23 protein-coding genes are annotated in these 22,292 nt (G+C 61.3%); 12 read left to right on the forward strand and 11 right to left on the reverse strand.

Translation table 11 applies throughout. The annotated features are described in order from the left end of the window. The first annotated feature begins 157 nt into the window (after positions 1-157). The 3 genes from FAY22_RS12870 to FAY22_RS12880 all read left to right on the forward strand — a co-directional run bounded on the left by FAY22_RS12870 (position 158) and on the right by FAY22_RS12880 (position 2,280). Positions 158-589 carry a nuclear transport factor 2 family protein gene (locus FAY22_RS12870; RefSeq protein WP_146330573.1) on the forward strand — a complete coding sequence of 144 codons (432 nt, stop codon included), beginning with the start codon at positions 158-160 and terminating at the stop codon, positions 587-589. Between the two features lie 104 nt (positions 590-693). Continuing rightward, a complete protein-coding gene (locus FAY22_RS12875; RefSeq protein ID WP_146330574.1) occupies positions 694-1,644 on the forward strand; it encodes a YheT family hydrolase in 951 nt (316 codons plus the stop codon). A gap of 21 nt (positions 1,645-1,665) precedes the next feature. Beyond that, positions 1,666-2,280: a DUF2946 family protein gene (locus FAY22_RS12880; RefSeq protein ID WP_146330575.1), complete on the forward strand. Its 615-nt coding sequence runs from the start codon at positions 1,666-1,668 to the stop codon at positions 2,278-2,280. Positions 2,281-2,291: 11 nt separating this feature from the next. Here the strand turns inward: FAY22_RS12880 and FAY22_RS12885 are convergent, their stop codons facing one another. Further along, positions 2,292-3,833 carry a M48 family metalloprotease gene (locus FAY22_RS12885; RefSeq protein ID WP_246860504.1) on the reverse strand — a complete coding sequence of 514 codons (1,542 nt, stop codon included), beginning with the start codon at positions 3,831-3,833 and terminating at the stop codon, positions 2,292-2,294. 56 nt (positions 3,834-3,889) lie between these two features. Between FAY22_RS12885 and moaC the strand changes: the two genes are divergently transcribed. Then, positions 3,890-4,402, forward strand: a complete 513-nt coding sequence (gene moaC, locus FAY22_RS12890; RefSeq protein ID WP_305778369.1) for a cyclic pyranopterin monophosphate synthase MoaC — start codon at positions 3,890-3,892, stop codon at positions 4,400-4,402. 134 nt (positions 4,403-4,536) lie between these two features. Here moaC and FAY22_RS22590 read toward each other — a convergent pair whose 3' ends face one another. The 9 genes from FAY22_RS22590 to recA all read right to left on the reverse strand — a co-directional run bounded on the left by FAY22_RS22590 (position 4,537) and on the right by recA (position 12,126). Continuing rightward, entirely contained in the window at positions 4,537-4,959 is a 423-nt protein-coding gene (locus FAY22_RS22590) for a prepilin-type N-terminal cleavage/methylation domain-containing protein (protein WP_146330576.1), read from the reverse strand. A gap of 218 nt (positions 4,960-5,177) precedes the next feature. Continuing rightward, positions 5,178-5,789, reverse strand: a complete 612-nt coding sequence (locus FAY22_RS12900) for an FHA domain-containing protein (RefSeq protein ID WP_146330577.1) — start codon at positions 5,787-5,789, stop codon at positions 5,178-5,180. A 28-nt stretch (positions 5,790-5,817) separates the two neighbouring features. Further along, positions 5,818-6,645: a Stp1/IreP family PP2C-type Ser/Thr phosphatase gene (locus FAY22_RS12905; RefSeq protein WP_146330578.1), complete on the reverse strand. Its 828-nt coding sequence runs from the start codon at positions 6,643-6,645 to the stop codon at positions 5,818-5,820. Between the two features lie 21 nt (positions 6,646-6,666). Next, positions 6,667-7,401 carry a TerC family protein gene (locus FAY22_RS12910; RefSeq protein ID WP_146330579.1) on the reverse strand — a complete coding sequence of 245 codons (735 nt, stop codon included), beginning with the start codon at positions 7,399-7,401 and terminating at the stop codon, positions 6,667-6,669. Positions 7,402-7,500: 99 nt separating this feature from the next. Further along, positions 7,501-8,382: a succinate--CoA ligase subunit alpha gene (gene sucD / locus FAY22_RS12915; RefSeq protein WP_040040486.1), complete on the reverse strand. Its 882-nt coding sequence runs from the start codon at positions 8,380-8,382 to the stop codon at positions 7,501-7,503. A 14-nt stretch (positions 8,383-8,396) separates the two neighbouring features. Beyond that, positions 8,397-9,563 (reverse strand): ADP-forming succinate--CoA ligase subunit beta, encoded by a 1,167-nt coding sequence (gene sucC / locus FAY22_RS12920; protein ID WP_146330580.1) that lies wholly within the window; start codon positions 9,561-9,563, stop codon positions 8,397-8,399. 45 nt (positions 9,564-9,608) lie between these two features. Continuing rightward, positions 9,609-10,190: a DUF2889 domain-containing protein gene (locus FAY22_RS12925; RefSeq protein WP_146330581.1), complete on the reverse strand. Its 582-nt coding sequence runs from the start codon at positions 10,188-10,190 to the stop codon at positions 9,609-9,611. Between the two features lie 383 nt (positions 10,191-10,573). Continuing rightward, positions 10,574-11,029 (reverse strand): recombination regulator RecX, encoded by a 456-nt coding sequence (gene recX, locus FAY22_RS12930; protein ID WP_146330582.1) that lies wholly within the window; start codon positions 11,027-11,029, stop codon positions 10,574-10,576. A gap of 53 nt (positions 11,030-11,082) precedes the next feature. Beyond that, entirely contained in the window at positions 11,083-12,126 is a 1,044-nt protein-coding gene (gene recA, locus FAY22_RS12935; protein WP_146330583.1) for a recombinase RecA, read from the reverse strand. A 239-nt stretch (positions 12,127-12,365) separates the two neighbouring features. On the opposite strand from recA, the gene FAY22_RS12940 reads away from it, so the two are divergent. From FAY22_RS12940 to FAY22_RS12975, 8 genes are read left to right on the forward strand one after another with little or no spacing between them, the layout of a single operon-like run. Beyond that, positions 12,366-13,073: a response regulator transcription factor gene (locus FAY22_RS12940; RefSeq protein ID WP_146330584.1), complete on the forward strand. Its 708-nt coding sequence runs from the start codon at positions 12,366-12,368 to the stop codon at positions 13,071-13,073. Then, positions 13,070-14,617, forward strand: a complete 1,548-nt coding sequence (locus FAY22_RS12945; protein WP_146330585.1) for a sensor histidine kinase — start codon at positions 13,070-13,072, stop codon at positions 14,615-14,617. The genes FAY22_RS12940 and FAY22_RS12945 overlap by 4 nt, the downstream gene beginning before the upstream one ends. Position 14,618: 1 nt before the next feature. Continuing rightward, the gene (locus FAY22_RS12950) at positions 14,619-14,900 is read left to right on the forward strand and encodes a DUF4212 domain-containing protein (RefSeq protein ID WP_146330586.1); all 282 of its coding nucleotides are present in this window, start codon (positions 14,619-14,621) and stop codon (positions 14,898-14,900) included. Next, positions 14,890-16,926, forward strand: coding sequence for a sodium:solute symporter family protein (locus tag FAY22_RS12955; protein ID WP_146330587.1), 2,037 nt, complete (start codon positions 14,890-14,892; stop codon positions 16,924-16,926). Before FAY22_RS12950 ends, FAY22_RS12955 begins: the two co-directional genes overlap by 11 nt. A gap of 60 nt (positions 16,927-16,986) precedes the next feature. Next, positions 16,987-18,402 (forward strand): circularly permuted type 2 ATP-grasp protein, encoded by a 1,416-nt coding sequence (locus FAY22_RS12960; protein WP_146330588.1) that lies wholly within the window; start codon positions 16,987-16,989, stop codon positions 18,400-18,402. A 15-nt stretch (positions 18,403-18,417) separates the two neighbouring features. After that, positions 18,418-19,380, forward strand: a complete 963-nt coding sequence (locus FAY22_RS12965) for an alpha-E domain-containing protein (RefSeq protein WP_146330589.1) — start codon at positions 18,418-18,420, stop codon at positions 19,378-19,380. A gap of 11 nt (positions 19,381-19,391) precedes the next feature. After that, on the forward strand, positions 19,392-20,195 hold the full coding sequence (locus FAY22_RS12970; RefSeq protein ID WP_146330590.1) for a transglutaminase family protein: 804 nt from the start codon (positions 19,392-19,394) through the stop codon (positions 20,193-20,195). Between the two features lie 60 nt (positions 20,196-20,255). Then, positions 20,256-21,134, forward strand: a complete 879-nt coding sequence (locus FAY22_RS12975; RefSeq protein ID WP_146330591.1) for a peptidase — start codon at positions 20,256-20,258, stop codon at positions 21,132-21,134. A gap of 90 nt (positions 21,135-21,224) precedes the next feature. Here FAY22_RS12975 and purM read toward each other — a convergent pair whose 3' ends face one another. Next, on the reverse strand, positions 21,225-22,268 hold the full coding sequence (purM, locus tag FAY22_RS12980) for a phosphoribosylformylglycinamidine cyclo-ligase (protein ID WP_146330592.1): 1,044 nt from the start codon (positions 22,266-22,268) through the stop codon (positions 21,225-21,227). Between the last annotated feature and the right edge of the window lie 24 nt (positions 22,269-22,292).

Raw genomic sequence — 22,292 nt, forward strand, 5'->3', positions numbered from 1 at the left:
CCGGCAACATTGTCGAACCCGGCCTGCGCCGCGGTTCGACGATACCCATCCTCCGCCGCGCCAGGTGCATTGCACTATACTGTTCCACTCTCGCCGGGGCAGACCATCGACAAGCCGGTTCATGGCTGTTCTGCATGGAAAGGAGATCCGACACACCATGCCCAAACTAAGCAAAATCCTGGAAACACCCGAAGAGACAGAGGCCGCGTTCTACGATGCCATCAGCCGCGCCGACGTCGACGGGGTGATGGCCTTGTGGGCGGACGAGGAAGAGATCGTCTGCATCCACCCGGGCGCGCCGCGTCTGGTCGGCCACGCGGCGATCCGCGCCGCATGGGAATCGATCTTCGAGCAGGGCGGCGTGCAAATCCGCCCCGTGCAGCTGCATGTCACGCAGAACGTGATGACCTCGATCCACAACATCATCGAGGAAGTGCACCGCAAGGTATCGCGCCAGCAAGACATTCATATCCTTGCAACCAACGTCTACACCAAGACGGCGGCTGGCTGGCGCCTCGTCACGCACCACGCCTCGGTGGTACCGGGAGAAGCGCCGGCGGAAACATCGGTTGCGACGCTCCTGCATTGAGCGCTGTTGCATTCATGCCGCCGTCTCGACTCGCAGCAATGTTTCATTGGTCAATTTTGAGTTCACTCAATCAGCGCCCCGAGGCTGCATAAGAAGATAGTTGCATGAACTACCCAGCACCCCCATGGCTCCCCGGCGGGCACCTGCAGACCATTTATCCGGCGACCTGCATCGCCAAGCCGAAAGTGGCCTATCGCCGCGAGCGCTGGGCCACGCCGGACGGCGACTTCATCGATGTCGATTTTGTCGACAGCAAGCCGGGCCGGCCGTTCATCGTCCTGTTCCACGGCCTGGAAGGCTCGTCCGACAGCCACTACGCGCGCGCCTTGATGGCGCTTCTCGCATCGCGCGGGTGGTCGGGCGCGGTGCCTCATTTTCGCGGCTGCTCGGGCGAGATGAACCAGGCGCCGCGCTTCTATCATTCGGGAGACGCGCAGGAAGTGGACTGGGTCATCCGGCGCCTGGTCGCGCAGGGGAAAAAGGACCGCGCTTCCAAGTTTTACGCGGCGGGCGTTTCGCTTGGCGGCAATGCGCTGCTGCGCTGGCTGGGCGAATCGCAGCACGAGGCGGATATCGTCGACGCAGCATGCGCGATATCCGCGCCGCTGGACCTGGCCGGCGGCGGCGCGGCATTGTCGCGCGGACTGAACATGATTTATACGCGTGTATTCCTGCAGACGCTGAAGCCGAAGTGCCTGCAAAAGCTCAAGCAATTTCCAGGACTGTTCGACCGCGAAACCATGCTGCGCTCGCGTAATCTGTACGAGTTCGACAACATCGTCACCGCTCCCCTGCACGGCTATCGCAATACCGACGACTACTGGCATCGCGCCAGCGCCAAGCATGTCCTCAACGACATCACCGTGCGCACGCTGGTGCTCAATGCCAAGAACGACCCCTTCCTGCCGCCCCGCCATTTGCCGGCCGCCGCCTCGCGTCATGTCACGCTCGACTATCCCGAGCAAGGCGGTCATGTCGGCTTTGCCGTCGGCGCCCCGCCCGGGAAGATCGACTGGCTGCCACGGCGCATGCTCGGCTTCCTGGAAGCGAATTGACATTCAGGCGATACTGTTCAGATGGATGACATAGTCAAACAGGCGATGGCCAAGTGGCCCAATGTGCCGCACTGCTACGGCTGGCTCGCGCTTGATGCGCGCGGCGCATGGCGCATGCGCGACGAACGCGCCCAGGCATTGAAGCTCGCTGGCGACAAGATCGGCAACCCTCCGCTGCAGGCGTTCATCAACCGCAATTACACGCACGACGAAAAGGGCCGCTGGTACTTCCAGAACGGGCCGCAGCGGGTGTACGTCACACTCGAGGCGGCGCCCTATGTGGCGCGCACCGATCCGTCGCACGGCTTCGTGCTGCATACCGGCGAGCCGCTAGGCAGTATCGACGGCGCGTGGATGACCGATGCCGGCCAGCTGCTGCTGAAGGAGGGAGAAAAAATCGCGCTGGTGGATGACCGCGACATGGCGCAATGCCTGCCGCGCCTGCACTTCGGCAATGAAGAAGCCGGCGACGAGCGGCTGATCGCCTGGCTCGGCGAGCCTGGCGCCGACGAAACCCTGAGCCTGGAACATGCCGGTCGCCGCTTGGCGGTACGGCACATCATGCGCGACGCCGTCGCCGGTCATTTCGGCTTTGTCATCGAGCCGCAGCCCGATGCCGGCGGGGCAAACCGTTAACGGTTTTTCTGTTATCGGTTTTTCTGCCCCTCCTTCAATTCCTCCTGCCAGCGCGACTTCAGTTCGCGCTCGCGCGCATCGATCACCGCCTGATCGTAGAACGACGCATCCGGCGCACGCCGGGCGATGCCCAGCTGGTCGAGCGCCGCGGGCAGGCTGCCGTTCAAGGCGTAGGACTCGGCCAGCGCCAGATGCTGCAAGGCTTGCTTGCCTTGCGCGGCGTAGGCCTTGGCGAGCAAATCCTGCAGCTGCGGCTCCTGGCGGTACAGCCGCACCTGGTCGCGCAAATAGGTCACCGCGTCGTCATTACGCCCTGCCGCCATCAGGCTCTCCGCGTATTGCCGCGCGATGCCGCGCGAAACCGGAAACTTTACGCGTGCCGCCTCGGCGTCCTTCAATGCCTCGGCCGGCCGCCCCAAGGCCAGTTTGATGTCGATGCCCAGACTCGCCAACACCGCATTCTGCACCGGCGGAGAGGCGCCTTGCGCCGCCGCGTACGTTTCCCGCAGCAAGGCCTGCGCCCTGTCCGGCGCGCCCTCCTTCAGTGCGATCAGCGCCAGCCCGTACTTTGCCGCCGCCGTCTGCACGCGCGACTTTTGCTCCAGCTGGTTTTCGAACGCGATCGCCGCGTCGTGCAGCCCCATTTGCGTCGGGTCCTGCAACAGGCGCACGCGCGCGCGAATCAGGTGGAAATCGAGGCTGTCCGCACGCTGCTTGTAGCGCTGGTCGCGCGTGCGCGCCTGGATATCGGCAATCCGCTCGGTCGTCAGCGGGTGCGAGCGCAGATAGGCGGGCGCCGCATCCGTGTAAGACCGGGTCGCCGTCTGCATGCGGTTGAAGAATGCGATCATGCCCGACGTGTCATAGCCGGCATCCTTCAGGATCTGCAGCCCGACACGATCCGCCTCGCGTTCGGCGTCGCGGCTGAAGTTGAGCTGCCGCTGTATGGCGGCGCCCTGCCCGCCCATCAGCAACGCGCCTGCCGCATCCGAACTGGAACGCGCCGCCAGCGCGGCCAGCACCATCGATGCCAGCGGAATCAGCGAATCCTGGCGCTGCTGTCCCAGCATGCGCGCGATGTGGCGCTGCGCCACGTGCCCGATTTCGTGCGCCATCACCGACGCCAGTTCCGACTCGTTCTGCGCCGCCAGGATCAGCGCCGAATGCACACCGATGAATCCGCCCGGCAGGGCGAATGCATTGAGCGACGGATCGCGCACCGCGAAAAAGAAAAAGTCGTATCCCGCCTCGCCGCGCGCATCCGGGCGCGCCGCCAGCAGCGTGGCGCCGAAGTTGTTCAGGTATTCGCTCAGCGGCGCATCGTCGAGATAGTCGCGGTCGCGCCGGATATCGCGCATGATCTGCTCACCGAGCTTGCGCTCCATCAGCGGTGACAAGTCTTCGCGGTCGGTATCTCCCAGGCTGGGCAAGTTCTGCGCTGCAGCCAGCGATGGCGCAACGGCAGCCGGGATGATGCCGGCAATGGCAAGAACAGCGGCGCCGATCAGGCGTCCGGCCGAGTGGCGGCGGAATGGAGTCGGTTTGGATTTCACGGTGCTATGATACCCGGACCGTTGAATCGATCAAGGCTCCATGGAATTTGTTACTGATGAGTATGAAAAAAATGCATGAAAGCGCGTCCCAGAGACAAGGCGAACTCACCCACTTCGACCAGGCCGGACAGGCGCACATGGTGGATGTCGGCGCGAAGAACGAGACCCACCGGATCGCAGTCGCCAGCGGCACGATCCGGATGAAGCCGGAAACCTTGGCGATCATTCAATCGGGTACGGCAAAAAAGGGAGACGTGCTCGGCATTGCGCGGATTGCCGCGATCATGGCGGCGAAACGCACCAGCGACTTGATACCGCTTTGTCATCCGCTGGCGCTGACGCGCGTGGCGGTCGATTTCAGCATTGATGCGTCGGCATCAAGCGTCACCTGCACTGCGCAGGTCGAGACATATGGGAAAACTGGCGTGGAAATGGAAGCGTTGACGGCCGTGCAGGTTGGGCTGCTGACGGTTTACGATATGTGCAAGGCGGTGGATCGGGGGATGGTGATGATGGATGTGCGAGTGATGGAAAAGCACGGTGGGAAGTCAGGAGATTGGGTGGCTTAATATAGTTCTTTGTAGTTCCTCACTGATACCACGACAATCTTAACCAAATGCAAAAACGCCCTGATTCCTTCAAAAGAATCAGGGCGTTTAACGTTAGGTGCAATATGTTTGCAGGCTATTGCAACCTAATAGAATTACGGGCCAACAGTACATCCCTTGATGGCAACCGCGCCAGAACCGCTAATTACGCATCCCCAGGTAACATCGCCACCGGCGTTAGCAGGCGCCGTCGGCGTAAGGGTAGCGGTGATACCACCTACCGTTGCAGCCAGCACACCGGTGCCCGTGCAGTTACTAATTGCATTGCTAGCGGTATCTTGGCAGCCGAGAGTGCCTGGAGCACCGGCAGCGCCGACGCCCAGGTTATATGCTTCTGTAACCTTGAGTTTTCCGCCATCCAGGCTACCCACAGCGGCACCTGCATTAGCTTTTTTCACGTAATCTTGATATGCCGGAATAGCAACTGCCGCCAGAATACCGATAATCGCCACCACGATCATCAATTCGATCAGAGTAAAGCCGCTCTGCGCACGCTGAACCATTTTCATCGATTTCATTTTGCTTCTCCCTTTGGAAATTAGGCAGACCACCTGCCACGCAGACTATCTTGCAACGACCATGCCAGCAGGAATTATTCGAATCTTAGCGGGAATTTGTAGTTTATTAGGCAAGTTATTCCGCCTACACTGACAAGATTTGTCACTTACATACAATTCTATTGAGCAAGAAATGGTCACTCAACAAAATTTGTCAGTTCCCCTGCCAGAAATTTCCATTATTGCAAGCTGAACTGAATGCGGGTTCCGGCAATGTGAATTACATCCCCATCAGCAAGCGCCTGCGTTCCCGCATCGATAGTACGCTCGTTGACACGGGCCGGAGTGTCGCCCTCCATATGGGCAATGTAATAACCGTCGAAACGCCGGGTAATGACCGCCACTTGCATTCCGGGGCGGCCGATCGTAGTCAGGGCCTTGGAAACCGGGGTTTCCAAGCCCGCATTGGCGCCATTCAGGATTTTGAGCGATGCAGGTCTTGCGGCCCCGCCGGACGATGGATGCGCGCACGGAATCGAGAGGCCCGGGACATTGTGATCAGAGGAGCATGGCACATAGCTGATCCGGTATTGTGCCAGCTCGATCACGTCGTTTTCCTGCAAAAAGTGCTTTTTGATCGGCTGGCCATTGACCTGCGTGCCGTTCGTGCTGTTCAAGTCCTCAAGAAACGAATCATCGTTGACAGTGACAATGACGGCGTGTTCGGCGCTGACCGCGAGGTTGTCGATGACGAGATCGTTGTGCGGGCCGCGTCCTATCGTGATCCGCTCCTTGGATAGCGTGACTTCCCGCAGAACTTCGTTATTCATCGAAAGAATGATCTTCGCCATTTTCCTCTCCGTCCACCTTCTCTTTTTATTAAGCCATCCAGCGCAAAACCCGGTCAAGCAAGCTCTCCGCCCGCGGCTCGTCCCGTCGTACTTCCACCAGGATGGCAGAAATGTTATCGCGGCCGCCATGCTCGTTCGCCTCCTGCACCAGCGCATCGCACGTACTGCTGCAGGAATGATGCTTATTTTTCAATAGATCGCAGATTTCCCGGTCACTCAGCATGTCGGACAACCCGTCCGAGCACAGCAGGTACAGGTCGCCGGCTTCGAGACGATGGTCATGCAGCTCCACTTCCATCTCTGCACCGACACCGACCGCGCGCGTCACCAGATTCTTGTTCGGAGAAAACTGCGCCCATTCCGGGCTGATCAGTCCCGCATCGATCTGCTCCTGCAAAAGCGAATGGTCTTTCGTGATCTGAACCAGCTCGCCCTGACGCAGGCGGTAGGCGCGCGAATCGCCGACATGGGCAATCGTGACGATCTCCTCGTGGAACAGCGCCGTCACAAGAGTCGTGCCCATGCCATTGTAACGAGGCTGCGCACATGCCGCTTCCAGAATGGCATCGTTGGCATGATGTATCGATGCATCCATCATTTGATGGATCTGCATGGTGCGCTGCGCATGCCATTCATGCCGCTTGGCACGCAGCTTCCGCACGCCGTCTTCGAGCGCTTCCTTTAACACGGCAACGGCAATACCGCTTGCCACTTCACCGGCGCTATAACCGCCCATGCCATCGGCAAGAATGGCAAAACCGTGCTCCGTGTCGATCGCGACACAATCCTCGTTATGCGACCGAACCAGCCCGGTATCGGTCTTGGCCGCGAATTCAAGCTGGAAGTGATGTGCCATGCAACGGATTATAGGTGGCGGTCAGGATTTCTCGTGCCGAGTTTCGGCCCGTGCCGCCAGCCAGTTGCCGAGCATGACGACCGCCGCCGCAGAAAGCAGCCCGGGGATGCTCAAATGCATATCCAGCGCCGGCACAATAATGTCGAGAGGCGGCAGATGCGCATCGAACCAGGGCGAAACGCCAACATCGGTAACGATCATCCCACCCGCGAGATAGCCGAGCAGCCCTGCGCCGAAGGTGACAATCCAGGGAAAATGCTCCATCAGCTTGAGAATCATCGTGCTGCCCCAGATGATAATCGGGATGCTGACAAGAATGCCGAAGCTTACCAGCACCAGCTGATTATCGCCTCCGGTTTGCTCGGCCGCGCTGGCAACGGCAATCACGTTATCGATGCTCATGACCAGGTCGGCTACGATGATGGTCTTGATGGCGGTAAGCAGCCGCTCGCTGGCATGCACATCGTCATGCCCCTCGTCACCTTCGGCCAGCAGCTTGATGCCGATCCAGAACAGCAGGATACCGCCGACGATTTTCAGATACGGCACCTGCAGCATGGTGACCGCGAAGGCAATCAGGACAATGCGTATCCCGATCGCACCGAAGGTGCCCCACAGGATTCCCCGGATGCGATGGCGGCGCGGCAGGTTGCGGCAAGCCATGGCGATCACGATCGCATTATCGCCGCCGAGCAAGATGTCAATCAGGATGATCTGCCCTACCGCCAGCCAGTTCAGGTTCAGGAGGAAATCCATAAAATTTCAGAATGGTAACGCATAAAACAAGACGGGGAGCCGCAGCTCCCCGTCTATGATGCCCGATCCGTCAGTCAATGACGAATCTGTCCTGCAGAATTACAGCATTGCCTTGAGCAGGCGCGCCATTTCGGACGGGTTCTTGGTCACTTTGATGCCGCAGGCTTCCATGATTTCCAGCTTGGCTTGCGCGGTGTCGGCGCCGCCAGAAATCAGCGCGCCAGCGTGGCCCATGCGCTTGCCCGGAGGCGCGGTGACGCCGGCGATGAAGCCGACCACCGGTTTCTTCATGTTGTCCTTGATCCAATGAGCAGCGTTCGCCTCGTCCGGACCGCCGATCTCGCCGATCATGATCACTGCATCGGTATCGGGATCGTCGTTGAACATCTTCATGACGTCGATGTGCTTCAGACCGTTGATGGGATCGCCGCCAATACCGACTGCGGACGATTGGCCCAGACCCAGCGCGGTCAGCTGCGCCACGGCTTCATAGGTCAGCGTGCCGGAACGCGACACGACGCCGATGCGGCCCTTGCGGTGGATGTGGCCCGGCATGATACCGATCTTGATTTCGTCCGGCGTGATCAGGCCCGGGCAGTTCGGACCGAGCAGCAGGGTCTTGCTGCCTGCCTTCTTCATCTTGTCCTTCACTTCCAGCATGTCACGAACCGGAATGCCTTCGGTGATGCAGATCGCCAGGTCGAGCTCGGCTTCGACTGCTTCCCAGATCGCAGCGGCAGCGCCTGCCGGCGGCACATAGATCACGGAAACGGTAGCGCCGGTTTTTTCCTTGGCGTCCTTGACGTTCGCGAAAATCGGAATGCCTTCGAAATCCTCGCCTGCCTTTTTCGGGTTCACGCCGGCGACGAAACAGTTCTTGCCGTTTGCGTAGTCGCGGCACATGCGGGTGTGGAACTGGCCGGTCTTGCCGGTGATGCCTTGGGTGATGACTTTGGTGTCTTTATTGATCAGAATCGACATGTTTGTTTCCTCGATTATTTACCGTTGGCCGCGGCCACGACCTTTTGCGCTGCTTCTTCCATCGTATCGGCCGCGATGATCGGCAGGCCGGATTCAGCCAGCATCTTCTTGCCGAGGTCTTCGTTGGTACCCTTCATGCGGACAACCAGCGGTACGGAGAGCGATACAGCCTTGGATGCAGCGATCACGCCTTCCGCGATCACGTCGCAACGCATGATGCCGCCGAAGATGTTGACCAGGATAGCCTTCAGGTTCGGGTTCTTCAGCATCAGCTTGAAGGCTTCGGTCACTTTCTCGGTGGTGGCACCGCCGCCGACGTCGAGGAAGTTGGCCGGCTCGCCGCCGAACAGTTTAATCGTGTCCATGGTAGCCATCGCCAGGCCGGCGCCGTTCACCAGGCAGCCGATGTTGCCGTCGAGGGAAATATAGGCGAGGTCGAACTTGGACGCTTCGATTTCAGCCGGATCTTCTTCGTCGAGGTCACGCATCGCCACGATTTCCGGGTGACGGAACAGCGCGTTGGCATCGAAGTTGAACTTGGCGTCGAGTGCGATCACCTTGCCATCGCCGGTCAGGATCAGCGGGTTGATTTCGGCCAGCGATGCGTCGGTTTCCCAATACGCCTTGTACAAGCCTTGCAGGTTCTTGCGCGCATCAGCGACGGATGCAGCCGGAATGCCGATCTTGGTAGCGATCGAGTCAGCGTCCGCGTCGGTCAGGCCGGTGGCCGGATCAATGATGACCTTGTGGATGAGCTCAGGATGCTTTTCCGCAACTTCTTCGATGTCCATGCCGCCTTCGCTGGAAGCCATCAGCACGACGCGCTGGCTCAAACGATCGGTGACGAAGCTGACATACAGTTCCTTCTTGATGTCGGCGCCTTCTTCGATCAGCAGGCGGCGCACTTTCTGACCTTCCGGGCCGGTCTGGTGCGTGACGAGCTGCATGCCCATGATGGCGGTCGAGTATTCCTTGACCTGGTCGAGCGATTTGGCGACTTTCACGCCACCGCCCTTGCCGCGACCGCCAGCGTGGATCTGAGCCTTGACGACCCAGACCGGGCCTCCAAGAGTCTCGGCCGCCTTGACCGCTTCTTCCACGGAAAAGCACGGAATGCCGCGCGGAACCGTCACTCCGAACTTACGGAGGATTTCTTTGCCCTGATACTCATGGATTTTCATGCGAGCTTCCCTTCAGACGCTTATTGAAAAAAACAAACTTGATAATTAACTGGATTCTGGTACTGCTTGCAACTTAACCGCCCAGCGCGGGTAATACTTGGCGACCGCCGCGCCTTCGGAACGCAGGGCATGGCAGCGGTCGAGTTGAAATGGTTTATGGGTTTGCTGGTCGTCGTTCGCGCCGTCGCGCGTATCGATCACGTCGCCGGCAAACGCCTGGATGACTGCGGTGGGCAACACCATCGCCATTTCGGACAGATGGGTGCAGCCGTGGATGCCGGACAGGCGCTGCCGCACACCATCGCGAAAGCCTTTAAGCAGATTGAGCCCGGCCAGCTTCTTGTAAGCAGGACCGATGGTGTCGCAATAACCGGGATAAGGAACGGCATCGGACGCCGCTTCGGCGTCGATCACATTCAATTGGGTATCGACTGTCAGGCGCAGCCAGAGATTATGCAGCGCTTCGCCCGCCGGTCGCACGCCGGAAGCGAGCTGGGTGTCACGGGTTTTGACATCTGTGATACGCGCGTCGATATCCCACAAGCCGTCGTCGCGAGCGAATGCTTCGATCTGGATTGCGCGTGTGTGCTTGAGCGCACGGCGGGATGTCGGCGGTGATAAGGGCATACGGACAAATGCCGGTGAAGCGGCAAAAATAAAGCCGCATTTGCGTGTCGTTGCCGCAGCTTCTACGGCAACAGCCGCTCATGCGGCGCTGCAAAAACTCCAAAAGTGTAGCACAGGTAAGTACCGGAAAACCAAGGTGTTTCTTTTTCCGCTATTGAAGAGTGATAAAAACGCTAATTTTTGCCCAATTTGCGCGCTTTTTCCGCCGCCGTTATCACCAATGCAAATAACTGTTATTGATTTTGAAGCCCTCCCACCTCAACCAATATGCGAGACAGCACGACCATGCACGGATGGGAGTGGCGGATTTATGCGCATGGATCGCTATTGCCGGAGCGGCATTCCATCGCGCGCGACCATGGCGACGGGAAGCGACAGGAAACTCAGTCTTCAGACTGATCGATCGCGCGCATGGCGCCCTGGATGGCGCGCATCGAGAAACCGCGTTGCTGCAAGAAACGCATCTGCTTCGCGCGCTCGGCAGCATCGGCGGGAGCTTGCCTGAATTTCTTCTTCCAGACTTCGCGTGCGCGCGCAGTTTCGTCCTGTGCGAGGCTGGCCTTGATGTCATCAAGCGCGTCGCCTTCGATACCGTGGCTTTGCAATTCGGACAGGATGCGGCTATTGCCGAAGCGTGCGGCACGGCGATGTACCAATGATTCGGAAAAACGCGACTGTGACAATAGCTTGGCAGCCTCCAGCGCATCGAGCAAGGCGTCGATGTCATCGGTTTCCTGCGCATAGCGCGCGAGCTTGCGCGCCAGTTCCAGCCGGCTGTGCTCGCGGGCGGACAAATACTTCAGAGCCCGCGCCTTCAGGCTCATTTGCAGCTTAGCCATCGAGCGCGGGCTCCCTCACGTGAAGTATTCGGGATGAAGGAAAAGAGAAAGATTTACTCAGCTTCGGCAGCGACCGGGGGCAACTGGGGCACGCCAAGCGCGGCACGCACCTTGTTTTCGATTTCGCGTGCGAGTTCCGGATGCTCTTTCAGGTAATTACGGGCGTTGTCCTTGCCCTGGCCGATGCGTTCGCCGTTGTAGCTGTACCAGGCGCCGGATTTCTCGACGATCTTTGCTTCCGAGCCGAGGTCGAGGATTTCGCCTTCGCGCGAGGTGCCTTCGCCATACAGGATGTCGAAGTGCGCTTCCCTGAACGGCGGCGCCACCTTGTTCTTCACGACCTTGACCTTGGTTTCGTTGCCGATCACCTCTTCGCCCGACTTGATGGAGCCGGTGCGGCGGATATCGAGACGGACCGATGCGTAGAACTTGAGCGCATTGCCGCCGGTGGTCGTTTCGGGGTTGCCGAACATGACGCCGATCTTCATACGGATCTGGTTAATGAAGATCACCAGCGTATTGGTGCGGTTGATGCTGCCAGTCAGCTTGCGCAGCGCCTGGGACATCAGGCGGGCCTGCAGGCCGGGCAGCGAGTCGCCCATATCGCCTTCGATTTCGGCTTTCGGAGTCAAGGCGGCGACCGAGTCGACCACCACTAGGTCGACGCTGCCGGAACGTACCAGCGCGTCGCAAATTTCAAGCGCCTGCTCGCCGGTATCCGGCTGGGAAACCAGCAGATCCGACAGATTGACGCCGAGCTTCTGGGCATACACGACGTCGAGCGCGTGTTCGGCATCGATAAATGCACAGGTGCCGCCCAGTTTTTGCATTTCTGCAATCGCTTGCAGGGTGAGCGTGGTTTTACCGGACGATTCCGGACCATAGATCTCGACGACACGCCCGCGCGGCAAGCCGCCCACGCCCAGCGCGATGTCCAGCCCAAGCGAACCGGTCGATACCGTCTGCACTTCTTCAGCAACCGCGCCGTCCGCCATGCGCATCACGGAGCCCTTGCCGAACTGCTTTTCAATTTGCGCCAACGCGGCAGCCAGTGCCTTGGCCTTGTCCGGGTTTTGTGCGGATTTCTTGTCGTCCATATCCAAATTCTTTCGACAGTTAGGTTATGTGGAGTCCAAAATGGGAGTTGCCGGACCCCGTACTGAATACTGCTTTCGACGTCACAGTGCGTACTGTATAAAAAACCAGTGCTTTATGCAAGCGCGAATTTCAAATATCGCGAAAAGTCTGCGGGACGATGCCATGGCCTGGCTAGCGCGCCTTGTCGTCATTAATAAAAGACAATAGACTACCGTCCATCCGATTGCAGAGTCTGACCATGCGTATTTTGCTCGCCGAAGACGATAGTGTACTAGCCGATGGCCTGACCCGCTCGTTGCGGCAATCGGGTTACGCGACCGATTGCGTCAAGAATGGCCTGGAGGCAGACACTGCGCTGTCGACCCAGGATTTCGATCTACTGATCCTGGACCTGGGCCTGCCCAAGATGTCGGGGCTGGAAGTACTGCGGCGCCTGCGCGCGCGCAACTCGCGCCTGCCGGTGCTGATCCTGACCGCCAGCGACTCGGTCGAGCAGCGCGTCAAGGGCCTCGACCTGGGGGCGGACGACTACATGGCCAAGCCGTTCGCGCTGTCCGAGCTGGAGGCGCGGGTACGCGCCCTGACCCGGCGCGGCGTCGGCGGCGGTCCGACCGTGATCAAGCATGGACCGCTGTCCTATGACCAGGTGGGACGCATCGCGTACATGAATGACCAGATGCTGGACTTGTCGGCGCGCGAGCTCGGCTTGCTTGAGGTACTGCTGCAGCGTACCGGCCGCCTGGTATCGAAGGAACAGCTGGTCGATCACCTGTGCGAATGGGGCGAGGAAGTCAGCAATAACGCCATCGAGGTTTACGTGCATCGCCTGCGCAAGAAGATCGAGGCCGGCGGCGTGCGCATCGCCACCGTGCGCGGCCTCGGATATTGCCTGGAAAAGCTTCCTGATAGCGCGGCCGGCAGCGCCGCCCCTCCGGCCGGTCCATGAGCGAGGTCCATCGTCCGGACGCGCCCGCGTCCGGCTCTCCTCCTTCCCACCTCGCCTTCGATACCGTAGATACCCAGCCCGAGGAGCGCATCCAGCGCTCGCTGTTCGGCGAGATCCTGGATTGGATGCTGGTGCCGCTGTTGCTGCTATGGCCGATGAGCATCGCGATCACCTACCTGGTGGCGAAGTCGATCGCCAACCATCCGTTCGACCGCGCGCTGGACGACAAGGTCACGGTGCTGGCGCAGCAGGTCAGGGAAGTCAACGGCAAGGTGGTGGCGCAGACGTCCGGCGCGGCGCGCGACATCCTGCGCGCCGACGATGTCGACAATGTGTATTTCCAGGTGCTTGGCGCGCGCGGCGAATTCGTCGACGGCGACCGCGACCTGCCGCCGCCGGCCGAAGAGGATAAACAGCCGACGAGCGCGGTGCAGTTTCACAACGAAACCATCCATGGCAACGACGTCAGGATCGCCTATATATATGTCGACCTGCGCCCCTACAGGCGCGGGAAGGAAGTATTGCGGGAACCGTACCTGGCCCTGGTCCAGGTGGGCGAAACGCTGGACAAGCGCGCGCATCTGGCCAACGAGATCATCAAGGGCGTGATCCTGCCGCAGTTCATCATCCTGCCGATCGCGCTGGCGCTGGTCTGGTTTGCGCTCTCGCGCGGACTGTCGCCACTGGCCGAGCTGCAGCACCGTATCCGTACGCGCCGGCCGGACGATCTGAGCCCGATCGAGTCGGGCCAGGTGCCGGAGGAAATCTCACCGCTGGTACGTTCCTTCAACGACATGCTGGAGCGGCTGGCGCAAACCATCCAGATGCAAAAGCGCTTCATCGCCGACGCCGCGCACCAGATGAAGACGCCGCTGGCGGGCATGCGCATGCAGTCCGAACTGGCTTTGCGCGAAACCAATCAGGACGAGATCCACCGCTCGCTGGAGCAACTCTCGAAAAGCTCCGAATCGGCCACGCGCCTGGTCAACCAGCTGCTGGCCCTGGCGCGCGCGGAAAACCAGACGCCGGAAGCCAAGCCCTTCGTGCCGCTGGAACTGACTGAGCTGGCGCGCAACGTGGTGCAAGACTGGGTGCAAGCCTCGTTCACGCACCGCATCGACTTCGGATTCGAGCAGCCGGGGCACCCGATCATGGTGATCGGCAATCCGCTCATGCTGCGCGAGCTGCTCTCCAACCTGATCGACAACGCGCTGCGCTATACGCCCGAAGGCGGCAGCGTCACCGTGCGGGTGCGCGCCGATGCGGTGACCGGGAAGGCAATCCTGGAAGTGGAAGATACCGGCCCTGGCATTCCGCCATCCGAGCGGCCGCACGTGTTCGAACGCTTCTACCGCATCCTCGGCAGCAATGCGGAAGGCAGCGGGCTGGGCCTGTCGATCGTGCGCGAGATAGCGCAGCAGCACAATGCCGAGATCGACATCCTCAACAACCCGAACTGCCACGACCCGAAGCTTCCGGGCTGCATCTTCCGCGTCAGCCTGCGCATGGAGCATCGTCCCGAATTCATTGAAGACATAGGCTGACATGTCCCAAGAGCCCTTATCGATCCGGCATCCGCGCGATGCCTACTGGCGACAGGTACGGCGGCTGACGGCCGTATTGCTGGCCTCGTGGTTCCTGCTGACGTTCGTTGTGATTTTCTTCGCGCGCGAGCTGTCCGGCGTCACCCTGTTCGGCTGGCCGCTCCCTTTCTACATGGCGGCGCAAGGGCTGACGCTGCTGTACCTGGCCATCGTGGCCATTTACATGATCCGCATGCGGCGCCTGGACCGGCAATTGAAGAGCGATACAACCAATGCCCGATAAATCCTTTTCCCGGCGCCTGACCGGTTATTACGGCTGGTACACGGTCGGCTTCGTCATTTTCCTGCTGTCGCTCGCCATTCTCGAGCGTGAAGGCTTCCCGCGCCAGTGGATCGGCTACATGTTCATGTTTTCGTCCATCGTGCTGTATGCGGGCATCGGCGTTGTCAGCCGCACCTCGGACGTGCCGGAATATTACGTCGCCGGGCGGCGCGTGCCGGCGCTGTTCAATGGCATGGCGACCGCCGCCGACTGGATGTCGGCGGCCAGCTTCATCAGCCTGGCAGGCGGCCTGTACCTGATGGGATTTGACGGGCTGGCCTACATCATCGGCTGGACCGGCGGCTTCTGCCTGGTCGCGCTGCTGATCGCGCCCTTTCTCAACAAGTTCGGTCAGTACACTATTCCCGACTACCTGGCGATGCGCTATGCCGGACCCAAGGGCTGCAACGCGGTGCGCGTGCTGGCGGTGATCGCCACCGTGCTGGTCTCGTTCACCTACGTGGTGGCGCAGATCTACGGCGTCGGGCTGATCACCTCGCGCTTTACCGGCGTCGATTTCTCGGTCGGCATCTTCCTCGGCCTGGCCAGCATCCTGGTGTGCTCCTTCCTTGGCGGCATGCGCGCCATCACCTGGACCCAGGTGGCGCAGTACATCATCATCATCATCGCCTACATGATTCCGGTAACCTGGCTGTCGGCCAAGCATACCGATTTCCCGATCCCACAGATCGCGTACGGGACAGCCCTGTCCAAGCTGGGCGAGCGCGAAAAGGAACTGAACAAGGACCCGAAGGAACAACAGGTGCGAGCGATCTTCCGGCAGCGCGCGGACGAATACGACGCCAGGCTCAAGGCGCTGCCGAAATCGTGGGAAGACGGACGCATCGAGATGCGCCGCCAGGTCGACGAGCTCAAGCGCGGCAACGCCTCGCTCATCGAGATCAAGGCCGCCATGCGCGAGATGGCCGAGTATCCGCAGGACCCCGACGAGGCGCAGCGCAAGTGGAGCGAGGCCAAGGCGTTCAACCTGGCGCGCGCCGAACCGGTGACGCCGCATGCCCAGCCCTTCCCGGGCAAGGACAAGGCGACGTCCGACGCCAAGCGCAACAATTTCCTGGCGCTGGCGTTCTGCCTGATGCTGGGCACCGCTGCGCTGCCGCACATCCTGGTGCGCTTCTACACCACGCCGGGCGTCAGTGCGACGCGGCGGTCGGTGTTCTGGACCCTGTTCTTCATCATGCTGCTCTACATTACCGTGCCGGCGCTGGCGGTGCTGGTGAAATACGACATCTACACGTCGCTGGTCGGCACGCCGTTCTCCAAGCTGCCGGCCTGGGTGTCGTACTGGGCCAGCGTCGACAAGATCAATCCGCTGGTATCGATCACCGACCTCAACAAGGACGGCATCGTTCAGCTGGCCGAAATCGCGCTCGACGGCGATATCGTGGTGCTGGCCACGCCCGAGATCGCCGGCCTGCCGTACGTGATTTCCGGCCTGATCGCGGCCGGCGGGCTGGCCGCCGCGCTGTCGACCGCCGACGGCCTCTTGCTGACGATTTCCAACGCGCTGTCGCACGACGTTTACTACAAGATTGTCGACCCCAGGGCATCGACCCAAAAGCGAGTGACCATCTCCAAGCTGCTGCTGCTGGTGGTCGCGCTGATCGCCGCCTACGCCGCCTCGCTCAAGCCCGGCGACATCCTGTCGATGGTGGGCGCTGCATTCTCGCTGGCGTCGTCAACGCTGTTCCCCGCACTGGTATTGGGCGTTTTCTGGAAACGGGCGAACCAGCAAGGTGCAATCGCCGGCATGCTGGTCGGTTTCGGCATGTGCATCTACTACATGCTGCGCACCTATCCCACGCTGGGCGGATCTGCCGCCAACCAGTGGTTCAGCATCGCGCCGATCTCGGCGGGTGTGTTCGGCGTGCCCGCCGGCTTGCTGGCGGTCGCCGTGGCCAGCCTGCTGACAGCGCCGCCGGACCAGCGCTCCTCGGCCCTGGTCGATCATATCCGGACACCCTGAATTCCCGGTTGGCATATTTCTTGATAGCCAGTAAAACGTCCACTTCGACGAAACACCGCCATGCCTGATTTTTTCGACGAGATGTATGCGGATGCGTCGTCATCCGTACGAGGGCACTACCGGCATTTCGCAGCCTGGCTGGAAGAGCAGCCGCCGGAAGTCGTCAGCCGCAAGCGCGCCGAATCCGACCTGATTTTCCGCCGGGTCGGCATCACGTTCGCGGTCTATGGCAACGATGCCGGCACCGAACGCCTGATCCCGTTCGACATCATCCCGCGCATCATCCCCGCCGCCGAATGGGCGCAGCTGGAAGCCGGCCTGGTGCAGCGCGTACGGGCGCTGAACATGTTCATCCACGACATCTACCATGACCAGGCGATCGTGAAGGCAGGAGTGATTCCGCCCGAGCAGATCTTCCGGAATGCGCAGTACCGCCCAGAGATGCAAGGCATCGCCGTCGCCTCTGACATCTATGCGCATATCGCCGGGATCGACATCGTGCGTGCCGGCCAAGGCGAGTTCTACGTGCTCGAAGATAATCTGCGCGTGCCGTCCGGCGTGTCCTACATGCTGGAAGACCGCAAGATGATGATGCGGCTGTTTCCGGAACTGTTTGCCCGCCACAAGATCGCGCCGGTGGCGCACTACCCGGACTTGCTGCTCGATAACCTGCGCTCGGTCGCGCCGCTGGGCGTAACCGATCCCACCGTGGTCGTGATGACACCCGGCATGTATAACTCGGCGTATTTCGAGCACGCATTCCTGGCGCAACAAATGGGAGTGGAGCTGGTCGAAGGAAAGGATTTGTTCGTCAACGACAATGCGGTGTACATGCGCACCACGCACGGCCCGAAGCGCGTCGACGTAATTTACCGTCGTATCGACGACGACTTCCTCGACCCGCTCGCGTTCCGCGCCGATTCGTCGCTGGGGGTTCCGGGTCTGCTGTCGGTGTACCGCTCGGGCCGCGTCACGCTCGCCAATGCGATCGGCACCGGGGTGGCCGACGACAAGTCGATCTACCCCTACGTGCCGGACATGATCAAGTTTTACCTGTCGGAGCAGCCCATTCTGAACAACGTGCCGACCTGGCAATGCCGCAGGAAAGAGGATCTGGACTACACGCTGGCGCACCTGCCGGAACTGGTGGTCAAGGAAGTGCACGGCGCCGGCGGCTACGGCATGCTGGTCGGACCGGCATCGAGCAAGGACGAAATCGCCTCGTTCCGGCAGCGCCTGCTGGCGCGGCCGGACGCCTACATCGCGCAGCCGACGCTGGCCTTGTCCGCCTGCCCGACCTATGTCGAATCGGGCATTGCGCCGCGCCATATCGACCTGCGCCCGTTCGTGCTGTCGGGGAAAACGATTTCGATGGTGCGCGGCGGCCTGACGCGCGTGGCGCTGAAGGAAGGCTCGCTGGTGGTGAATTCGTCGCAGGGCGGCGGGACCAAAGACACTTGGGTACTGGAGAAGTAATTCGGGAGAAATAGCATGCTCAGCCGCACCGCCGATCACCTGTTCTGGATGGCCCGCTACACCGAGCGCGCCGAAAACACCGCGCGCATGCTCGATGTGAACGTGCAGACCGCCCTGCTGCCGCAATCGGCGCATGCCGCCGAACAGGGCTGGCGCGCGATGCTCGGCATTTCCGAACTGCTGGACGCCTTCGACGACAAGTACGGCTTGCTGACTGCGAAAGACGTCATCGACTTCATGGTGCGCGATCCCGACAATCCATCCTCAATTGCGGCATGCCTCACCCAGGCGCGCGAGAATGCGCGCGCGGTGCGCGGCACGCTCACCACCGAAGTATGGGAAACCCACAACACGACCTGGCTCGACCTGCAGGGCAAGCTCGACACCGGCCAGCTGGAGCGCGATCCGAGCGCATTTTTCGAATGGGTCAAGTACCGCTCCCACCTGTCGCGCGGCGTCACCATCGGCACCATGCTCAGGGATGAAGCGTTCTACTTCATTCGCCTCGGCACCCACCTGGAACGCGCCGACAACACCGCGCGCATCCTCGACGTGAAATTCCACGGCGCCGCCGCTTCGCCGCACTCGGACATCGATCCGGACGAGGAATTGCAGCGCGACTTCTACTATTGGGCGGCGCTGCTGCGCTCGGTGTCCGGCTTCGAGAATTACCGCAAGGTGTACCGCGACGTGATCACGCCGCAGCGCGTGGCGGAACTGCTGATCCTGCGCGCCGACATGCCACGCTCGCTGCTGGCTTGCGTGGAAGAAGTGGCGGCCAACCTGAAGCAGGTGCGCAACGACGTATCCGCCGACACCGAACGCTTTGCCGGCAAGCTGCTTGCAGAACTCAGGTTCGGCAGCATCGAGGAAATCCTCGCGGGCGGCTTGCACGGCTTCCTGACGCAATTCCTCGAACGCATGTTCGAACTCGGCAATCGCGTCAGCCGCGACTTCCTGGTGCCGCTGGCGGCGTAGAAGAACCTGTCATGCAACTGACTATCCGCCACGAAACGGTGTACCGCTACACCGCCCCGCTGTCCTACACGATCCAGCAGCTGCGCCTGTCGCCGCGCCTGGAGGCGCATCAGCGTCCGCTGTCGTGGCACATCGCCACGCCCGGCCGGCGCCATGAATTTGTCGATGCCTTCGGCAATATAAGCCACATGCTGACCATCACCGGCATGCACGACGAAGTGCGCATCGTTGCGGCCGGCACGGTCAGCGTGATGCCGCTCGACCGCGGCCGGCTGGCAGACGCCGGCGCCCTGTCGCCACTGGTGTTTACGGTGCCGACCCGGCTGGCGCAAGCCGACGACGCATTGGCCGAGTTCGCAAACAGGCATCTGCATCCGGGCGCGCGCAGCACCGACCTGCTGGGGCTGGCCGAAGCCATCCGCGGCACGGTCGCCTATCGCAGCGGCGCCACCGTCGTCACCACGGCCGCCGCCGACGCCTTGCGCCTGGGCCAGGGCGTATGCCAGGATCACGCCCACCTGTTCATCGCCTGCTGCCATGTGCACGGCATCCCCGCCCGCTACGTATCCGGCTATATCGATCCGGGCGACACCGCACACGCGGAAAGCCATGCATGGGTCGACGTGTGGGTGGAAGAGGCCGATTTCCGCGGCTGGGTCAGCATCGATGTCACCCACGCCAGGTTTGCCGACGACTCGCACTGCCGGCTGGCGATCGGGCGCGACTACGAGTCGGCGGCGCCTGTGCGCGGCGTGCGGCACGGCGGCGGCGCCGAATCGCTCGCGGTCGAGGTCGACGTCGCGCCGGCCGGATAGCCGCGCCTTGCTGCGGCAGCCATCCTGTAGAATCCCCCTTTTGCATCCGGTTTTGCGATCATGACTTACTGCGTCGCCATGCGCCTCGACACGGGGCTGGTATTTCTGTCCGATTCGCGCACCAACGCCGGCGTCGACCAGGTCGGCACCTTCCGCAAGATGACGGTGTACGAAAACCCGGGCGATCGCATGATGGTCCTGATGACTTCGGGGAACCTGTCGATTTCACAATCGATCCGTCAGATCATCGGCGAGCGTACCGCGGCCAGCGGCAAGAGCGTGTGGACGGCGAACTCGATGTACGAGGCCGCGCAGATCGTGGGCGAAGCCGTCCGTGCAGTATATGAACGCGACGCGAAATCCCTGCGCGACTTCGGCATCGATTTCAATGTCAGCCTCATCTTCGGCGGCCAGATCAAGGGCGAACGCTGCCGCCTGTTCCAGGTTTACGCCGCCGGCAATTTCATCGAAGCGCACAACGAGAACACCTATTTCCAGATCGGCGAGGCGAAATACGGCAAGCCGATCATCGACCGCGTGATCACGCCCGCCACGCCGCTCGACGAAGCCGCCAAGTGCGCCCTGATCTCGATGGATTCGACCTTGCGCTCGAACATCTCGGTCGGCCTGCCGCTCGACCTGCTGGTCTACGAAAGCGAGCGTCTGGCCGTCACGCGCTTCGTGACGATCGATGACAAGAACCGGTATTTCCAGATGATCCGCGCCACCTGGGGGCAGCAATTGAAGAGCGTGTTCGAGAACCTGTCCGATCCGGTCTGGAACGCGGTGCCCGATGCCGCCGCCAACGCCCTGTCGACTTCCGCCACGGCCAGCCAGCCGGTGCGCGTGCCGCCGCCGCACAGCGTCGCCAGCACCGACATGCATCCGGCGCCGCCACAGACGGTGGCGCAGCAGAACGGCGGCGATTCCCAGCACTGAGTATGCGAAACGGACGATAAAAGTACCGGCGCAAAAGAAAATGGCTGCAAGGATTTCCCCTTGCAGCCATTCATTCAACGGTGCGGCAACTTAAACGACGATCGTCTGCGCTTCGTTTCCTTGACGCTCGCGGATCTCGCCGATGCGGCTGACCGTTTCGCCTGCCGCTTTCAGCTGCGCAATGGCCGCATCCGCGTTTTCCTTCGCGACGATCACTACCATGCCGATGCCGCAGTTGAACACGCGGTGCATTTCATCATCAGCCACGCCGCCGTGCTGCTGCAGCCAGGTGAACAGTGGCGGCATAGTCCAGGCGTCGCGGTGCAGAACGGCCGTCAGGTTGTCGCGCAATACGCGCGGCACGTTCTCGACCAGGCCGCCGCCGGTGATGTGCGCCATGCCTTTGACTTCCAGCTTTTCCATCAATGCCAGCAGAGGCTTCACATAGATGCGGGTCGGCTCCAGCAGCACGTCGGCCAGACGGCGGCCATGGAAATCGGCGTTCAGGTCGGGCTGCGCCACCGAAATGATCTTGCGCACCAGCGAGTAGCCGTTGGAATGCGCGCCGGAAGACGCCAGACCCAGCACCACGTCGCCCGGCACGATCTTGCTGCCGTCGATGATCTTGGATTTTTCGACCGCGCCGACCGCGAAGCCGGCCAGGTCGTATTCGCCATCCGGGTACATGCTGGGCATCTCGGCGGTTTCGCCGCCGATCAGTGCGCAGCCGGCCAGTTCGCACCCCTTGGCGACGCCCTTGATGACGTCGGTGGCGGAGGCCACGTCCAACTTGCCGCAGGCGAAATAATCGAGGAAGAACAGCGGTTCGGCGCCCTGCACCAGGATGTCGTTGACGCTCATCGCGACCAGGTCGATGCCGACCGTGTCATGCTTGTTCAGGTGGAAAGCCAGCTTGAGCTTGGTGCCGACGCCGTCGGTCCCCGATACCAGCACCGGTTCCTTGTACTTCTTGCTGACCTCGAACAGGGCGCCGAATCCGCCGATTCCGCCCAGCACGCCTTCGCGCATGGTGCGTTTGGCAAACGGCTTGATCGCTTCGACCAAGGCATCGCCTGCGTCGATGTCAACACCGGCGTCGCGGTAGGAAAGGGAGACGTTGGAAGTGGAACTCATGATGTGATCGGTGATAGAGGCGGT

The organism is Noviherbaspirillum sp. UKPF54, assembly GCF_007874125.1.
Classification (GTDB): domain Bacteria; phylum Pseudomonadota; class Gammaproteobacteria; order Burkholderiales; family Burkholderiaceae_D; genus Noviherbaspirillum.

Coding starts and splice junctions, on each gene's coding strand:
- FAY22_RS12950 (WP_146330586.1), top strand. CDS start 14,619: ATGTCCCAAGAGCCCTTATCGATCCGGCATCCGCGCGATGCCTACTGG.
- FAY22_RS12970 (WP_146330590.1), top strand. CDS start 19,392: ATGCAACTGACTATCCGCCACGAAACGGTGTACCGCTACACCGCCCCG.
- FAY22_RS12875 (WP_146330574.1), top strand. CDS start 694: ATGAACTACCCAGCACCCCCATGGCTCCCCGGCGGGCACCTGCAGACC.
- FAY22_RS12940 (WP_146330584.1), top strand. CDS start 12,366: ATGCGTATTTTGCTCGCCGAAGACGATAGTGTACTAGCCGATGGCCTG.
- sucC (WP_146330580.1), bottom strand. CDS start 9,563: ATGAAAATCCATGAGTATCAGGGCAAAGAAATCCTCCGTAAGTTCGGA.
- FAY22_RS12945 (WP_146330585.1), top strand. CDS start 13,070: ATGAGCGAGGTCCATCGTCCGGACGCGCCCGCGTCCGGCTCTCCTCCT.
- FAY22_RS12870 (WP_146330573.1), top strand. CDS start 158: ATGCCCAAACTAAGCAAAATCCTGGAAACACCCGAAGAGACAGAGGCC.
- FAY22_RS12965 (WP_146330589.1), top strand. CDS start 18,418: ATGCTCAGCCGCACCGCCGATCACCTGTTCTGGATGGCCCGCTACACC.
- FAY22_RS12910 (WP_146330579.1), bottom strand. CDS start 7,401: ATGGATTTCCTCCTGAACCTGAACTGGCTGGCGGTAGGGCAGATCATC.
- FAY22_RS12955 (WP_146330587.1), top strand. CDS start 14,890: ATGCCCGATAAATCCTTTTCCCGGCGCCTGACCGGTTATTACGGCTGG.
- FAY22_RS12960 (WP_146330588.1), top strand. CDS start 16,987: ATGCCTGATTTTTTCGACGAGATGTATGCGGATGCGTCGTCATCCGTA.
- FAY22_RS12905 (WP_146330578.1), bottom strand. CDS start 6,645: ATGGCACATCACTTCCAGCTTGAATTCGCGGCCAAGACCGATACCGGG.
- moaC (WP_305778369.1), top strand. CDS start 3,890: ATGAGTATGAAAAAAATGCATGAAAGCGCGTCCCAGAGACAAGGCGAA.
- purM (WP_146330592.1), bottom strand. CDS start 22,268: ATGAGTTCCACTTCCAACGTCTCCCTTTCCTACCGCGACGCCGGTGTT.
- sucD (WP_040040486.1), bottom strand. CDS start 8,382: ATGTCGATTCTGATCAATAAAGACACCAAAGTCATCACCCAAGGCATC.
- FAY22_RS22590 (WP_146330576.1), bottom strand. CDS start 4,959: ATGAAATCGATGAAAATGGTTCAGCGTGCGCAGAGCGGCTTTACTCTG.
- FAY22_RS12975 (WP_146330591.1), top strand. CDS start 20,256: ATGACTTACTGCGTCGCCATGCGCCTCGACACGGGGCTGGTATTTCTG.
- FAY22_RS12925 (WP_146330581.1), bottom strand. CDS start 10,190: ATGCCCTTATCACCGCCGACATCCCGCCGTGCGCTCAAGCACACACGC.
- FAY22_RS12900 (WP_146330577.1), bottom strand. CDS start 5,789: ATGGCGAAGATCATTCTTTCGATGAATAACGAAGTTCTGCGGGAAGTC.
- recX (WP_146330582.1), bottom strand. CDS start 11,029: ATGGCTAAGCTGCAAATGAGCCTGAAGGCGCGGGCTCTGAAGTATTTG.
- recA (WP_146330583.1), bottom strand. CDS start 12,126: ATGGACGACAAGAAATCCGCACAAAACCCGGACAAGGCCAAGGCACTG.
- FAY22_RS12880 (WP_146330575.1), top strand. CDS start 1,666: ATGGATGACATAGTCAAACAGGCGATGGCCAAGTGGCCCAATGTGCCG.